The organism is Actinospineispora spinosispora DSM 44797 (assembly GCF_000429025.1).
In the GTDB taxonomy this organism is placed as follows: Bacteria; Actinomycetota; Actinomycetes; order Mycobacteriales; family Pseudonocardiaceae; genus Pseudonocardia; species Pseudonocardia spinosispora.
This window is the reverse complement of the sequence record NZ_AUBB01000069.1, coordinates 1-15,502: the sequence shown is the minus strand read 5'-3', so window position 1 is coordinate 15,502 and position 15,502 is coordinate 1. Positions and strand designations below refer to the sequence as shown.

Annotated in this window: 11 protein-coding genes and 1 pseudogene; 7 read left to right on the top strand and 5 right to left on the bottom strand. The window is 67.3% G+C overall.

The features are described from left to right. Window positions 1–5,174, bottom strand: a pseudogene (locus tag G406_RS49215) (hypothetical protein); the annotation flags it as partial. A 532-nt stretch (window positions 5,175–5,706) separates the two neighbouring features. Further along, on the bottom strand, window positions 5,707–5,907 hold the full coding sequence (locus tag G406_RS0123185; RefSeq protein WP_028935615.1) for a hypothetical protein: 201 nt from the start codon (window positions 5,905–5,907) through the stop codon (window positions 5,707–5,709). A 118-nt stretch (window positions 5,908–6,025) separates the two neighbouring features. Between G406_RS0123185 and G406_RS0123180 the strand changes: the two genes are divergently transcribed. The 3 genes from G406_RS0123180 (at window position 6,026) to G406_RS0123170 (ending at window position 7,832) form a co-directional block, all read left to right on the top strand. Next, window positions 6,026–6,949 (top strand): helix-turn-helix domain-containing protein, encoded by a 924-nt coding sequence (locus G406_RS0123180; RefSeq protein WP_084216326.1) that lies wholly within the window; start codon window positions 6,026–6,028, stop codon window positions 6,947–6,949. Next, window positions 6,949–7,158 (top strand): DUF397 domain-containing protein, encoded by a 210-nt coding sequence (locus G406_RS0123175; RefSeq protein ID WP_028935613.1) that lies wholly within the window; start codon window positions 6,949–6,951, stop codon window positions 7,156–7,158. The genes G406_RS0123180 and G406_RS0123175 overlap by 1 nt, the downstream gene beginning before the upstream one ends. 113 nt (window positions 7,159–7,271) lie before the next feature. Beyond that, window positions 7,272–7,832, top strand: a complete 561-nt coding sequence (locus G406_RS0123170; RefSeq protein ID WP_028935612.1) for a hypothetical protein — start codon at window positions 7,272–7,274, stop codon at window positions 7,830–7,832. Window positions 7,833–7,852: 20 nt separating this feature from the next. Here G406_RS0123170 and G406_RS0123165 read toward each other — a convergent pair whose 3' ends face one another. Next, window positions 7,853–8,398 (bottom strand): RNA 2'-phosphotransferase, encoded by a 546-nt coding sequence (locus G406_RS0123165; protein ID WP_028935611.1) that lies wholly within the window; start codon window positions 8,396–8,398, stop codon window positions 7,853–7,855. A 221-nt stretch (window positions 8,399–8,619) separates the two neighbouring features. On the opposite strand from G406_RS0123165, the gene G406_RS57250 reads away from it, so the two are divergent. Then, window positions 8,620–9,159: a hypothetical protein gene (locus G406_RS57250; protein WP_156935106.1), complete on the top strand. Its 540-nt coding sequence runs from the start codon at window positions 8,620–8,622 to the stop codon at window positions 9,157–9,159. A gap of 694 nt (window positions 9,160–9,853) precedes the next feature. Here the strand turns inward: G406_RS57250 and G406_RS57245 are convergent. Together G406_RS57245 and G406_RS57240 are read right to left on the bottom strand one after the other, a co-directional pair. Further along, entirely contained in the window at window positions 9,854–10,162 is a 309-nt protein-coding gene (locus tag G406_RS57245; protein WP_156935105.1) for a hypothetical protein, read from the bottom strand. After that, window positions 10,159–10,953: a hypothetical protein gene (locus tag G406_RS57240; protein WP_156935104.1), complete on the bottom strand. Its 795-nt coding sequence runs from the start codon at window positions 10,951–10,953 to the stop codon at window positions 10,159–10,161. The genes G406_RS57245 and G406_RS57240 overlap by 4 nt, the downstream gene beginning before the upstream one ends. Window positions 10,954–12,277: 1,324 nt before the next feature. On the opposite strand from G406_RS57240, the gene G406_RS0123145 reads away from it, so the two are divergent. The 3 genes from G406_RS0123145 (at window position 12,278) to G406_RS0123135 (ending at window position 15,478) form a co-directional block, all read left to right on the top strand. Then, the gene (locus G406_RS0123145; protein WP_156935103.1) at window positions 12,278–12,817 is read left to right on the top strand and encodes a hypothetical protein; all 540 of its coding nucleotides are present in this window, start codon (window positions 12,278–12,280) and stop codon (window positions 12,815–12,817) included. Between the two features lie 151 nt (window positions 12,818–12,968). Continuing rightward, on the top strand, window positions 12,969–14,255 hold the full coding sequence (gene glyA, locus G406_RS0123140; protein ID WP_281172529.1) for a serine hydroxymethyltransferase: 1,287 nt from the start codon (window positions 12,969–12,971) through the stop codon (window positions 14,253–14,255). Beyond that, complete coding sequence (locus tag G406_RS0123135) at window positions 14,252–15,478, top strand: sarcosine oxidase subunit beta family protein (protein WP_028935606.1); 1,227 nt, start codon at window positions 14,252–14,254, stop codon at window positions 15,476–15,478. Before glyA ends, G406_RS0123135 begins: the two co-directional genes overlap by 4 nt. The last annotated feature ends 24 nt before the right edge of the window (window positions 15,479–15,502 follow it).

Here is a 15,502-nt window from a genome sequence, read left to right as displayed (position 1 = left end):
CCCCGGTTGAACGACCCTCGGTTGCTCGAGCCCCGGTTCCCGTCGCCTCGGTTGAACGAGCCGACGTTGGCATCCCCGATGTTGGCGTTGCCCACATTGCCGCTGCCGACGTTCGCGTTACCCCGGTTGTTCGACCCGACGTTCGCGTTGCCGACGTTGTGGGAGCCCAGGTTGGCGTTTCCGACGTTGGCGTTGCCCCGGTTCGCGTCACCGGTGTTGCTGTTGCCGATGTTGGCGTTACCCCGGTTGTTCGAGCCGAGGTTGGCGTTACCGAGGTTGTCGTCGCCCACGTTGCCGTTGCCGACGTTGCGGTCGCCGGTGTTGTGGTCACCGGTGTTGAAGAACCCGTTGTTGTAGTTGCCGTTGTTTCCGTTGCCGTGGTTGCCTGCGCCGTTGTTGAACCAGTTGGTGACCTGCCCGCCGGCACCGGAGTCGCCGGTCTGGGTGTCGAAGCTGGCCTTGGTGACCTTCCCAGCGGACGTCTGGTCGCCGCAGTCCTTCGTGCACGTCAGATGAGCGTCGGACCCGGAGTTGCTGGTCGCGCCGCGGCTGGGCTGCTGAGCGAGCGGCTTGCGGGTGGCGCCGTCGTAGACGATGTAGTCGGGGGCGCTGGAGGCGTCGGAGTGCGAGGGGACCTGGCAGCCGTTGTCGGTGACCTGGCAGCCGGCGGTGGAGTCGGAGCCGGCGCGGCGATCCGAGACCGCGGTGTCGAGCGAGGTGGTCGCGCTGCGGGTGCCGGCGGTGCAGTCGGCGGCTCCGACCGGGCATCCGCCGTCCGCGGAGGCGTGCGAGACGCTGACCGGCTGCGGGTCGATCGGCTGGGTGCCGAGTTCGGGGGAACGCTGGCTCGGGGTCGCGGCGCTCGCCGGGAGCTTGCTCACCGGGGCGCTCGTGCGGGTGCCGACCGAGCTGTCGGAGTTGGTGGCGCATCCGGAGCCGTTGATCGAGTTGCAGGACGACTCGCCGGTGCTGTCCTTGAGCGGTACATCGCCGGATGCCGACGCGCTGGTCGAGCTGACCGCGCTCCCGGCACATCCGGGGGTGGAGCAGTCGAGTTGGCTGCCGGCCTGGCTCGACGCCGACAGATCACGCGCCGGAGGGCCGCGCTCGGACACCGGGGAGTAGCCGGGCGAGCTCGGTGCGGCCGCACTGTCACAACCCTCACCGGTGCAGCCGGCCAGCCGGGTGCCGACACCCTGATCGACGGGACCGGCACCGCCGGCGCCGCCGCCCGAGCCCACGCCACCGGAGCCACTCAAACCGACCGAGGAGGGTCCACCCGCGGGCGCGGCCCCAGACGGTGCCGATCCCGAGCCGGTCGCCGAGTGCCCGCCGTCGGCGAAGCCCGTCAGTCCGGCGAGGTCGGCCCCGTAGCGGCCGGCTCCTCCGCGCAGGAACGGGTTACCGGAGGCCAGCATGTCGGGTTCGGCGATCCGGTCCTCGGCCTGCGACCGTGACTGGCTGGTGCAGCCGGTCGCGCCGGCCGTGCACTCGTTGTGACCGTGGGTCTCGCGGGTCGCGGCGGGCTGCCCCGGCGCGGCCGCGGTCGTCACGCTCGCACCGGTGCTGCTGTAGCTGGTGCCGCCGCAGCCGGTGGCGCCCGCGCAGTCCACGCTGGCTTCGGCGTTGCCCTCGCCTCGGGAGTTGCCGTCGACCTTGGTGATCTTCGGTGCCGTCCAGCCGACACCAGGCCGCCAGCCGCCGGTACCCGGCTCGACGCGGGTCCGCAGCGGGTTGTTCGCGCCGGAGTCGCTGGTGGCGTGACAGTTGCCGCCCACCACCGTGCAGCCGGACTCGGAGTCACCGTGGCGGGTCGCGCCGGTGCCGCTGGCCGCGCCCACGCTGGTCTTGGTGGTACCGGACCCGGAGCAGGTCGCCCCGCCCGCGCAGTAGACGTTGGTCCCCGCCTGACCGGAAGCATCCGGGTTCCAGGCGTTACCGGCGTCCGTGGAGCTGGTCGCCTCGCAGCCACCCGCACCCGACTTGCACGAGGACTGCGCATCGGCCTGACGAACCCGAGGTTCCCCCGGCTGGGCCGAGGCGTTCTGGGCTGAGGCGTTCTGGGCCGGCGCCGCCGAGTTCTTGTCCGAGGCCTGCGCCGCGGGCTGGTCACCGAGCTGAGGAGCGGGCTGGGTGCGGCTGCTGGTGCTGTGGGTGTCGCAACCGCCACCGCTGGCCTGGCACCCGACCTGCGCGTAACCGCTGACGTCGGCGCTGGTGTTCAGGGAGCACTGGCCCTGGCATTGGGCGCTGCCTTCGGCCTTACGCGCCGGTGCGTCGTTCTGCTGGGCCGCGGCCTTCGGCGTCCCCACCTGCTGAGCGTCGGCCGTCCCGATTCCGCCCGCCGGAGCGGTTCCACGCTGTGACGTGGACTTTCCGTCGCAGCCGACGCTGGTCGAGCAGCCGGCCTGTGCCTGCCACCGGTCGGCGTCGCTGCTGGTCTGGCAATCGCCACCGGGCTTGCAGGTGCTCTGCGCGGTGTTCGCCCCGTAGTTCGCGTTGGTCTTGCAGACCCCGTCGATCGAGCAGTCACCCGACGCCGTCCGGGACCCGGATCCGACCGACACCGAACACTCGGACACCCCGGCGAGGCCCTGGCAGGACTGCTCATCACCGTGGCGGCCGGCGGTCGCGGCGCTGCATCCGGTGAACGCCCCGCTCGAGCCACACGCAGCACCGGCACCGTCGGTGCCCACACCCTGGTCAGGGTTGGAATGTCCGGTCTCTTCGCGCAGCTGGTCGGTGGCGTCGTAGACGTCATCGCGCAGCTGGTTGTACTGGGCCTGCGCCCGGTGATACTCGCCGGTCTGGATCGCGGTCCCGACGAACGAGCCGACATCGAACTTGCCGGCGGCCAGGTCGGTGCGCTGCTTGTCCCACGCCGCGTCCAGCGCGGTCTTCTGCTGCGTGAGCGCCGCTTCGTCCTTGCCGAGCTGCTGATGCCCGGTGATCACGTCGTCGATCAGCTGCCCGTTGTCCGGGGAGACCTGAGCCATCGACTTGTCCGACGCGGTCTGCAACGCCTTCTGGGCGGCGACCTTCTTGTCGTAGTCGGCTTGCGTGACGGTGCCCTTGTCCAGGCCCGCCTTCGCGGCATCCAGGTCCTTCTGGCCCTTGATCACGGCCAGCCGGTCGTTCAACGCCTGATCGGTTGCCTGCTGCGAAACCTCGTCGGAGGCCCGCGAGGCGCCGCGGTCATAGGCGGTCAATGCATAAGGAGAGTCATCGTCGGGGTCGCTCGCATCCGCCGGTGGCCCGCGCGCTCCCGCTGCGGAGCGCTGACCGGCGAGGACCTGAGCCGAACCACTGTCACAACGCTGCTGGGCGGAACAACCCTGCTGCCCGGCGCCCCGATCGGCCGCGAGCGCGGTCTTCCCGCCCACACCGCCGACCCGGTCGCCCTGGTCGCGCCAGGCCTGCAGCGACGAGTCGTCACCACGGCCCGGGACCGAACCCATACCGGCCTGCTTGCCCACCCAACCGTGCCGCCCGCCCAGGGTGTTTCCGGCCGCGATCGCCGAGGAGACATCATCAGCGATCCCGGACAGCACCTGATGCGTCCGCTCTCCGGCTTGCTTCCCGCCGACACTCGACACGATGCCGGACACCAGGTCCGCCCCACCGTTGAGCACATCGGACACGCTCTGCGCGCCACGTCCGCCACCGAGCTTCAGCTGATCGTCAATCGCCCCGCCAGCCGCCCTGGCCGACACCGCACTCGCGGCGTTCGCGGCCTGACCAGTCACCCGACCGGCTAGCTCATCCATCGCGGGTCCCGCCAGCTTCTGGACCCGACCGGCGAGCTCGCTCGCGGCTGACCCCGCCAGCTTCTGAGCGGTCCGGTTCGCCGCCGTCTCGAGTGTGCCCTCGGCCTGTGTGTTCGCGCCGCGAGCAGCGATCCGCGCGGTGGAGTCGTTCGCTGCGGCCTTCTGGGTCGAGCGGTTCACCGCGTCCCCGACCGATCCGGCGATCCGACCCGCGGCGGCCGCGCCCTGAACGGCGACGCGCTCAACGCTCCGGTCAGCGACGTCCTCGGCTCGAGCAGCGATCCGCTCGGCGGTCTTCCCCACTGGACGACCCTCGCCGAGAGCGGTCTTCTCAGCGGCACGACTCACGCCAGACTCTTCGGCCGGCGGGTTACCTGAGCCGCGGCTCGCTCCGGCGGCTCGGACGACGGTTTCCTTGGCCTGACCGAGCAGCTCGTCGGCCTGGTCGACCGCCGTGTGAGCGGCACCCTTGGTCCAGCCCGCGATCGCCTGCAGCGGCTCGGCGGTGTCGTCCGCGGTGTCCCGCGCGACCGTCGAGGAGGCGCGGTGCGCGGCGTCGGCGACCCGGCCTGGCAGCTGCTCCACCGACTCGTCCACGTCGGTCCGTGCCTGCGAGGCGGCGCGCTTCGCGGTGTCCGCGAGCTGCCCGCCGACCGTGTCGACGGTCTGGTCGACCGCCTCGCGCGTCGCGGCGGCCCGCCCGGTCACCGCGGTCTTCACCGCGTCCTCGGGCTGCTCGACCGGCGCGGCGGACTTCGCCTCGGGTTTCACGACCGCGACGGGCAGCGACTCGGGCTGCTCCGGCGTCGCGCTCGCCTTGGTCACCTTCGCCGGGAGCGCGGGCCGCGGGTCGTCGGCCGGGTTCGCGTTCGCCGAGGGCTTCGCCTCAGCGGGGGCACCCGGGAGCGCCGCGGCGTTCGGGTCGGTCGCCGGCTCGTCGGTCTGGGCCCCGGTCTGTGCGGCCGGGCGCGACGACCACGTCGTCGCCGGAGCCTCGACCGGGTCCTCGTCGATCGCACCGCCTGACACCGAGGACTGCGACGGTCCCCCGCCGGAGCCGGTCCAGTCCATGCCCGCCCCGCCGCACGCGGCCGGGTCGGCGCAGGAGCTGTCGCCACCGAGGCCACCCATGTCCGCCGGCACGATGTTGGCCACCGGCACCACCGTGACCGCGGTGGCCATGGCCGTCAGATCGGCCGCCGGGTTGGCCGTCAGATTGGCCATCGCGGTGGCCGAGCCGGTGGCCGTCGAGGTGGCCGCGGCCGGCCGAGTGTCGTGTGTCGAGGCGGTCCCGGCGAGCAGCCACAGCAACGCGACCGCACCGATCAGAACCGACAGCGGCATCCGGGACACGACCGGCATGACGGTGCGAACGCACCGCCTGCTGATCGAGTTCACCGCCGCCATGACACAGACTCCCGCGAGTAGTAGCTGGTACTTGAGGTGTTCGGCGGTTCGCGTCGGCCCGGTTCAAGAACGTCCCCATCGCCCGGCCAGGGCTGAATCCGCCATCGCTGAAGAGAAGAAGGGGTCGGCCGCGGTCACAACTCACACAGAGACCCACACGTCCCGCTCGGCCGATGCTGGTCGTACGCACCCGCACATTCGCAGGACCACACTGCTCGCGGCGCTCGGTACTCAAAACACCGCACGTGACGCCCAGTCGATGATCAACCGTCGAGTGACGTCCCGGCTGACAGTAGGGTGTGATCGTTAACTGATCACCGCACTGACGGCGAACGTAAAGTGAACTCAAACCGAACGCGAGCCAGCGCTCGGCACGTGATTTCCTTGTCGTGAGCCCTGGAATCGCTCGACAATCGGCGCCTGTTCGGGGCTCACAGCGCCCGGCGTGGCCACGCGATGCCCCCTGCCGTGGCCACGGATCGGCCACGCCCGGCCACCGCGGCCAAGTCCGGATCCGCGGTGGCCGACACCGTCATGGCCGTGGCCGGCCACGCCTGTCGCGCGCTAGTACGGCGCACTCGTAGTGGACGCACTTCCACTTCACTCGCATCTGGCCACCGCACCCGATGCAGTCGCCGGCCGCGTCCGGAATGTGCTCGGCCAGCACCCTCTCGATCATGCCCGGCTGGCTCACCATGAACTCGACCACCGGCGACAGATCACCCCCATCCATCCCCACAGAACACCTTCCAGTCTCGAACGAGCCCCCGTGCACTACTCTCGTAGCTGACGCCGTTAGCGTCTATAACAGACCGTAGCACGCTACATACCGAGTGCGCTACGGTCCATGCATGGCCTACCCGGGTGATCCACTGTCCGAGCAGCACCTGCCCGAAGCTGAAGGGGGAAGCATCGTGGTCACGCATACATCGAGATACGCCGTGCGCCGGTGGATAGCCCTGGAGTTGCGGCGGCTACGCGAGGCAGCCGGATACGAACCGGCACAGGCCGCCGAGCGGATCGACAAGACGCCCGGCGCCTACCGCCACTTCGAGAACAACGTGCGGCTCCCGTCCGGCAGTGACGTCGAGGTCCTACTTAACTGGTACGGCCGGCCCGAACGGGTCCCGTTCTTCCGCCAGCTGCTGAGGTCCGCCCAGAGGACGAAGGACTGGTGGACCGACCTCCCGGTAACCGTCCCCGACTGGTTCGAGCTGTACCTGGGCCTGGAAACCGGCGCCGCGCGAATCTCCATCTATGAGCAGTTCATCCCCGGCCTGTTCCAAACGCGCGAGTACGCCACTGTCGTCCACCACGCCGGCGAACGACAGCGGAGCGACCACGAGATCGCAGCCAAGGTCGACCTGCGGATGACACGCCAGGACATCCTCACTCGCTCCGAGGAGGCCCCGAGGGTCCGCGCGATACTCGAGGAGAGCGCGCTGCGCCGCACGGTCGGTGGCCCTCAAGTGATGCGGGCTCAGCTACACCATCTGGTCGAACTCACAAAGCTCCCGAACATCGAGCTCCAAGTGCTACCCGACGCCACCGGCGCACACCCCGGGCTAGAAGGCGCCTTCACGATCTTGGATTACCCGCCGGAGTTCGAAGGCGATCCCGGCACCGTCTACGTCGAGACCAGGAGGCAAGGCCTCTATTACGATGAGGCCGATCAGGTGTCCGACTACCGCCGAGTGTTCGAGCGCCTCCAAGCGCAGGCGCTGCACCCCGACGAGTCCGCAGCGGCACTCACCCAGGCAGCAAAGGACACCTAATGGCTCCGGACACGGCACGGACCGCACCCAGCTGGTTCAAGTCGAGCTACAGCGAGGGCAACTCGGGCTGTGTCGAGCTGAGCCTCACCGTCCCCGGCCGCCCCGCCATCCGCGACTCGAAGCTGGGCACCGCGAGCCCGATCCTGCTCCTCACTCCCCGCGCGCTGCAGACCTTCCTCGAGGGCACTGCCCGAGGCGACTTCGACTAATCGCTCGACTGCCAGCCACCTGCCAATTTCCCCGTTTCGCCACAAGTGGATCGTGGGCTGGGACATACTCCGCCGCACGAGCAGCGGGCTCGGTCGATTCGGAGGGTGGGACCGTGGGAGAGAGTGACGTCGCCAGCGACACCGTGTACCTGGCGAAGTACGGCTGGACCCCCAAGTCAGTGGTCGTGATGCTCGTCAGCGCGGTGTTCGCCGTCACCGGTTTCTTCATGTGGTCCGACAACCCAATGATCGCCGGCCTGACCATCGTGTTCTTCGGCGGTGGCGGCGTTGCCTACGCACTGGGTCTGATGCGCGGAAAACTCGCTCTACGAGTGGACGCCGAAGGCATCACGGTCGGCCGTTCACCGCTGGTTCGGGAGCTACCCGGACGAACAGTCCCGTGGGCAGACGTCATATCGGTGGCACTGTTCGTCCAGAAGACATCCAACTCCGCGACGACCTATGTCGGGGTCCAGCGCAGGGAGGGCCTCGCTCCGTTGCCGGGCAGTCCCGGCGCCACCGCGATGAAGATGAGCAAGGCGCTCCTGCCCGGCATCCCGGCCGACGTTCTGGCGACCAGCGTCCCGGTCAACGGCTGGCGTCTCGACGAGGAGCGCCTGACCAGAACACTCGCGTTGGTCGCGCCCTCGGTGACTCTGCTGGACGTCCGCTAGCTACCGACACCCGCGCCGCATCAATCGGTCGACAGGCAGATCGCTGGTACGTGGTCCGCGAGCCAGACCAAATCGTTCCCCTGCCAGAACCGGGACCCAGCCTCGTGTGCCCGCCGAGCCTGCACGACAAGGATCACCGGAGCCGACGCCTTCCGGCGCCCGACCTGCTCCGCAGTGGAAACGTCGGCCGAGAGGTGAACGTACTGACGGGCCATCGGACGCAGGCCGTCGCACTGAATGGCTTCCCACGCCTCAGGCGACGTCCCGTGGAAGAGCCGCTCCGGCGGCTCGGCCTCGATCTTCAGTACCTGCCCAGGCACCGAATGCCCGTACAGAGCGCGAATGCGGTCCCCATCGATCTCATGCCGCCGCTTCGCCGACGACTCGATCATGTCGACGAGCGCATCCCGATCCACGTCCGACCATCGAGGTCCCTGTTCACGCACCGCGGTGAGCAGCCCGTCGACCGGGGCCCACCCCTCACCGTCGAGCTCCAGCTCATAGACCCACGGCTCGTGCCGCAAAGCGTGCGACACCACACGACTCAACTGCTCCGGCGCCACCACGCCATCTTCCTTCCTTGCCCATACGTTTCCTGGATCAGAGAGATCTGACCAGCTAAGAAAATGGCCCTGAAAAAAACCACGCATCACTAGACACTCGACCCGCTTGCCCGCGATTAGGTTTATTATAATAGTGATGTGTGCGCCAGATCAATCATAAAGAGCGGCAACGAGATTCCCAGGAAACAAGGTTGAGAAAACTAGCCTCACCGCACCGTGTCAGCGTGACCAGCGCAATCGTGCTGATCACGCTACTCATCCTGCCGGCCTGCTCAAGCGAGCCCGCCGAACTACCTCAGCCCGAACCTCGCAGCCATGCAGAGTTCAGTCTCACACCACCAGCTGGATTCGTGCAGACCAGGTCACCAGCCTCGACACCAGCCACCGTACCGGGGCCGACAGTAGCCGCAGAGTTCGATCTGCCGGGCAGTGTCCCAGGCGCAGCCAGAGCAAGCCTGACAGTCGTACTCAACCCGACCAGTGGCGACCTGACCGCGAACATCGTCGGCACCCGACAGATGCTGCAAGCAACATTTCCGGACTACCGCTCCACGATCGACGAACCCATCAGCCTGCCCTCCGGCAGGCAGGGCTGGTTGCTTGGCGGCGCCTACACCCTAAAAGGGGCAAAGGTTCAGACGATACAGTTGGAAGTGGTTGAACATCAGATCGCCTACGCGGTCGTCGGTATGACCTCCGAAGCGGTCTTCGACAAGTTCGACCCAGTTTTCAGGTCTGCGTTCAGCACCTTCACGCTGCAGTAAGGTCCATCCATGAGTATCAGTACCCCAAGAATACCAGCAGGAGGACACGATCCTATGTCGTTCCAGCTCCATCGGTGCGCGAAGCTGAGCGTTGCCTTCGCCGCAGCGCCACTGATCGCACTGTCGGGATGTTCAACCGCGACGGCGCCGCCGAATCCTGCCGAATCTGCCGGTATAGCTCCGTCCGCTCCGGCAGCACCGACTCCAACCGGCCCTCGATACCAGGACCAACGCGCCCACTTCGCCCTCACTCTGCCCGCCGGGTTTCTCCAAGTTGGCTCGAGCGACGACCCGAGTGTGGCTGCACAATTCACGCTACCCGGCGAAGGCCCAAACACGGTACGCGCCACCCTCTCGGTCGTGGTCACTCCTAATACCAGCGGCCTCCCTGCGCTGGTAGCGAAGTCACGAGGGCTCCTACAGGTAGCACTCAAGGAATATCAGCCCATGTTGGACGAGCCAATTACTCTCCCCAACGGAGTCCAAGCATGGCTACTGGGCGGAACTTACATTCTACAATCCGTTCCCGCACGGAACATGCAGTTGTACGTGGTCGACCACAACACCTCGTACGTAATAACCGGATTGACCACAAAGCAGATATTCGGCGAGTTTGAACCGGTCTTTCGAGGTGTGTTCAACACGCTAACCCTGCAGTAGGCGGAAACACCTACAGGCAGATTGGACCACTTACTCATGCCCCACTAGAGCCCAACCCTATTCCAAGCAACATCATCAGGGTCAAATTACTGAGAAGAATTCCTAGCCATACCCAGCGAATCCACCAAGGCGTGCGCCAGAAAACCACACCCGCCAAGGGGACAGCAACAAATACAAGAAGATACGCTGTCAGCGTATTATTGATCACCTTGAACAGTGGCGCGAGGGGGATAAAGAAAAGTAGTCCTCCAGAGCCCATGAACAGTGCAAACATCACTGCAGCGGAAACCAGAACAACTCCCACCGCAGCTAGTGCGCGTCTCGACTCAATCTTTCGACTCATCGGACTTGCGTAGCTTGAGGAACGACTATTCCGCCATGGCCATCTGGCGTCGGCGCCGGAAGATCTGGCATCGGGTAGGGATAGAACTCAGGATCGTGGATTTGCTGCACCGGATTTGCTCCGTTAGCTTTAGCTGTGTCAACCTGATCAGGATGGTATTTTTGGTGCCATTCATCGAGTTTCTTAGGGTTCTGCCCAACGCCAACGCTATCCCTAGGCAGATTGAGCCCTGGACCAGTCTTTTCGCCTTTATCATTCTGCTCACGCTGCAGCACCGTCGTCGGCGGCTGGCCAGGCTTCGAAGAGTACCCCTCCCAGGATGGATACTGAGTTACCTTACCATCTACCGACGGAACTCCGTGTGGGCCGCCGTGAGGATCAATAATGAAGTCACCACGAACGCTTTCTCCCAGAGTAGTGCCGACAAACTCTGGGATCAGACCATTCGTCGCCTCCAATCTCATCCGCACGCGACCATCCACGTCTTGCTCGACACCGACATGAGGCGGATGTATACCCACGTCTCCATTCGTTGCATGCGTCGGGTTTTGGCGCACAACTGTGACACCGTTCTCGAAATCGACCACCATCGAGACTCGGGATTTATCTGGGGCCGCGTTCGGGTCAAACCCACGATTATCCCCCGAGTGCCACATGCCAGGTGGAGCACCTAACACATCATGATCTTGGATGAAGGCATCCCCATGGATTTGCCCAGCGCCCGGGGTGGGATTAATTCGAACTGCACCGACCACAGCGGCCGTTTCTTCCTCACCGAACTGCGGATCCAAGGCGGCAGCCGTAAGCCAGTCCTGCTCAGTCGCGGGGTCGTGCCCAGTCAGAGAGCGGAATCGTGTCGGATCCGGCCTCACAGCCGGTCCGGCAGGAGGAATCGCGCCTGAAGTAGCCGGTGCAGCCGTTGGAAGCTTGGGTGCCGAGCCAGGCAGACTGCCGTTCGCGGCGCTCTCGGCGGCGTTGAGACCTCTGGCGAGCGGTCCGAGAACCGGCAACGACTCGGCCAGATCCAGCGCGGTGTGTTTGACCTGCTCCGCTAACGATGGTGACTCTCCAACAGCGCCTGATCCGACACCACCGGTCCCGATGCCAGGCGTGGGCTTCGAACAGCCGACTGCCACCGTGGCACAGTCTTGCCGCACTTGAGAGTCGTTGGATTCTGGTGTCTTTGTGGGCGGCAACCCAGGAACCGCGCTCGAGTGCGCAGCCTCGGCCGCCGGTATCGCGGCAGGCGGGGCGACAGGGGCGTCACTCGGCAGAGCGGCGTTGGGCTGAGTGGTCGGTCCTACGCGCGGAGGCGCTTGAGGGACAGTGGGCGCCGGGATTGCTCGCGGCGCCGGAGTCGCACGTGGCGCAATAGGCGGGGTGCTCGCCGACGCCGCGTTCGGCTGGGTCTGCGGAGCGACATTCGGCGCCCGCGGGGTGTCAGAAGGAACGACCGCAGCAGCAGGCGCCGGAGTCTGCGTAGGCCGAGCCGCAACACTCGACTGGACACCAGACGCGCTCTGCGCTGGAGCTGGCGGTAGCGGTTTCGGTTCGTTCGTCGGGCCGCTGCCGTTGCTGGCCGGTTCCTGGTCCTGCTTCGGCGCGACATTCGGCTTCTCCGCTTCACGACCAGGACCGCTGCTGCCGGACCCGGAGTCGGTCGAGCCTTGCGTGGCAGGTTTCGGCACGGGATCAGCGGCGCCGTTGTTCCCTCCTTGGGGGCCGTCACCAGGGCCCATCGGTACGCCGTGGAACCCGGACCCGAGTCGGATCGGTTGCTCGGACACAGCTCCGAGAGGTGTTGTGCCAGCGGTCAGGTGGATCGGCGCCGAGATCGCAGTGACGTCGTCAACAGACGAGATCCCTTGCATGGCCGTTGTGAAGGTGAGCGTCAGCCCGGCTACGACTCCCGCGCACCGTGTGCCCACTGGTCTCCGCATCAACGACCCCCATGAAGAACCCCGAACGACCCGCGTGACTCACACCGTCGTGTTACGGTATAACGGCTAGTTGACCTTACAAGACCGTCCGGTCATCTGTGGTCGTTTCGGGGAAACTGGCCTCGGTTCTGTGGTAGGGATGCAGTGCGTCCGCATATGTAGGGGGAGTTTGCTCATGGGATCCACGCCAGCTCGGAGCGCGGTGAGCCGCGCCGCGAAGGTGTCAGCGGGTGTCGCTCTGGCGTGCGTCGCCGCGGCGACAGTCGCCCCGACCGCCGTTGCCGCGCAGCCGGTCAGCGCGCCGGTTCAGCTGGTGGCTCACGTGACAGCGCAACCGCCAGGACCCGGCGGGCCGGCCGGCGACGACTCGGCTGCCGACGCCGTCGCGGGCAACCCGACCAAGAAGGACTCGCAGAGCAGCAGCTCCGGCGCGAGTTCCTCCAGCAGTCCCGCCGGCGGCGACGCCGCTGACTCCGGGGGCGTCGGCGAGTTCGTCGACAACCTGCTGGGCTCGATCTTCGGTGGCAAGAAGGACCAGTCGTCCTCCTCCGGCGCATCGGAGGGGCCGCAGCCGGGCGAGCAGGTTGCCGGCGGGCCGAAGAAGCCCGAAGAGTCCAACGGCGGCAGTGGCGCCGCAAAGACCCCCGACCCCGACACCATCGTCGAAAGCGTGATGTCGAAGGTCTCCAAGTTCCTCGGCGGGCTCTTCAGCTAGAAACCGCCAGAACAGGCCGTCATGTCGTACTGACATGGCGGCCTGTTTCGCGAACGAAGACAACCCTTGACGTCAGCCGAACGGGTACCTACGCTGGCCCACAGTTAATATATTAGTTGTCGCCACTCCGTCTTTCAGGAAGGTGCGCCGCGTGACTCAGGCCGTACTGACCCAGACCCTGGCCGCCACCGACCCGCAGGTGCACGCGGCCATCGAGGCCGAGCTGGCCCGCCAGCGCAACACCCTGGAGATGATCGCCAGCGAGAACTTCGCGCCGGCCGCCGTCATGGCCGCGCAGGGTTCGGTACTGACGAACAAGTACGCCGAGGGCTACCCGGGGCGGCGCTACTACGGCGGCTGCGAGCACGTCGACGTCATCGAGCAGCTCGCCATCGACCGGATCACCGCGCTGTTCGGCGCCGAGTACGCGAACGTCCAGCCGCACTCCGGCGCGCAGGCCAACGCCGCCGCGATGACCGCGCTGCTCGACCCTGGCGACACGATCCTCGGACTCGACCTGGCGCACGGCGGGCACCTGACGCACGGCATGAAGCTGAACTTCTCCGGCAAGCTCTACAAGGTCGCCGCCTACCACGTGGACGCGTCGGACCACCGGGTCGACATGGCCGAGGTCGCGCGGCTCGCGCACGAGCACCGCCCGAAGCTGATCATCGCCGGGTGGTCGGCCTACCCGCGTCAGCTGGACTTCGCGCAGTTCCGGCGCATCGCCGACGAGGTCGGCGCGTATCTGATGGTCGACATGGCGCACTTCGCCGGGCTCGTCGCCGCGGGGCTGCACCCCTCCCCCGTCCCGCACGCGCACGTCGTCACCTCGACCACCCACAAGACGCTCGGCGGGCCGCGCGGCGGGTTCATCCTGTCCGGCAATGAGCTGCGCAAGAAGCTCAACTCCGCCGTCTTCCCCGGTCAGCAGGGTGGACCGTTGGAGCACGTCATCGCGGCGAAGGCCGTGGCGTTCAAGCTGGCCGCCGAGCCCGCCTTCGCGGAACGGCAGCAGCGGACGCTCGACGGGGCTCAGGCCCTCGCGCAGCGGCTGCTCGCCGAGGACTCGCGGGCGGCGGGCATCAACGTGGTCAGCGGCGGCACCGACGTGCACCTCGTGCTCGTCGACCTGCGCGACTCGACGTTGGACGGTCAGCAGGCCGAGGACCGGCTCCACTCGGTCGGGATCACGGTCAACCGCAACGCGGTGCCGTTCGACCCGCGCCCGCCCATGGTGAGCTCGGGGCTGCGGATCGGCACGCCGGCGCTGGCCGCGCGCGGGTTCCAGCAGGACGACTTCGTCGAGGTCGCCGACATCATCGCCACCGCGCTGCGCCCGGAGCTCGACGACGCGACCCAGGCCGTGCTCGGCAAGCGCGTCGCCGTGCTGGCCCAGCGCCACCCGCTCTACCCCTGCATGGAGGCAACCCGATGAGGACCCCGGGCGCCGATCTGCCCGACCACCCGGACTTCCTGTGGCGCAACCCGGCGCCGAAGAAGCACTACGACGTGGTGATCGTCGGCGGTGGTGGCCACGGGCTGGCCACCGCGCACTACCTGGCCAAGAACCACGGCATCACCAACGTCGCGGTGCTGGAGAAGGGCTGGCTGGCCGGCGGGAACATGGCCCGCAACACGACGCTCATCCGGTCCAACTACCTGTGGGACGAAAGCGCCGGCATCTACGAGCACTCGCTGAAGCTGTGGGAGGGGCTCGAGGAGGACCTCGGCTATCCGATCCTGTTCAGCCAGCGCGGCGTGCTCAACCTGGCGCACACCCTGCAGGACGTGCGGGACAGCGTGCGGCGGGTCGAGGCGAACAAGCTCAACGGCATCGACGCGGAGTGGGTCGACCCGGACGAGGTCCGCAAGATCTGTCCGATCGTCAACACCTCCACCGACATCCGCTACCCGGTGCTCGGCGCGACCTATCAGCCGCGCGCCGGCATCGCCAAGCACGACTACGTGGCCTGGGGGTTCGCGCGGCGTGCCGACGAGGCCGGCATCGACCTGATCCAGGACTGCGAGGTCATCGGGTTCGACACCGACGGCGACCGGGTCACCACGGTGCGCACCACGCGGGGTGACATCGCCACCGGGCAGGTCGCGTTGTGCGCGGCGGGGCACACCTCGACGTTGACCGACAAGCTCGGATTCCGGGTGCCGGTGCAGAGCCACCCGCTGCAGGCGCTGGTCTCCGAGCTGCTGGAGCCGGTGCACCCGACGATCGTCATGTCGAACGCGGTGCACGTGTACGTGTCGCAGGCGCACAAGGGCGAGCTGGTGATGGGTGCGGGCGTCGACTCCTACAACGGGTACGGGCAGCGCGGCGCGTTCCACATCATCGAGCGGCAGATGGCCGCGGCGGTGGAACTGTTCCCGGTGTTCGCCCGCGCGCACCTGCTGCGGACCTGGGGCGGGATCGTCGACGTCTGCCCGGACGCGTCGCCGATCGTCGGGCGCACCCCGTTTGAGAACGTCTACCTCAACTGCGGGTGGGGCACCGGTGGCTTCAAGGCCACCCCGGGTGTCGGCTGGTGCATGGCGCACACCCTCGCGCACGACGAGCCGCACCCCTACGTCGCGCCGTTCAGCCTGGACCGCTTCGTCACCGGCGCGCTGGTCGACGAACACGGCGCCGCCGCAGTAGCCCACTAACCCGTGAGTGATTTGGGCTGCCAT

Bases quoted from the DNA above. Each gene is read 5' to 3' on its own strand.
- G406_RS0123185 (WP_028935615.1), bottom strand. From the start codon at position 5,907: ATGGATGGGGGTGATCTGTCGCCGGTGGTCGAGTTCATGGTGAGCCAG.
- G406_RS0123180 (WP_084216326.1), top strand. From the start codon at position 6,026: ATGGCCTACCCGGGTGATCCACTGTCCGAGCAGCACCTGCCCGAAGCT.
- G406_RS0123175 (WP_028935613.1), top strand. From the start codon at position 6,949: ATGGCTCCGGACACGGCACGGACCGCACCCAGCTGGTTCAAGTCGAGC.
- G406_RS57245 (WP_156935105.1), bottom strand. From the start codon at position 10,162: ATGAGTCGAAAGATTGAGTCGAGACGCGCACTAGCTGCGGTGGGAGTT.
- G406_RS0123145 (WP_156935103.1), top strand. From the start codon at position 12,278: ATGGGATCCACGCCAGCTCGGAGCGCGGTGAGCCGCGCCGCGAAGGTG.
- G406_RS0123135 (WP_028935606.1), top strand. From the start codon at position 14,252: ATGAGGACCCCGGGCGCCGATCTGCCCGACCACCCGGACTTCCTGTGG.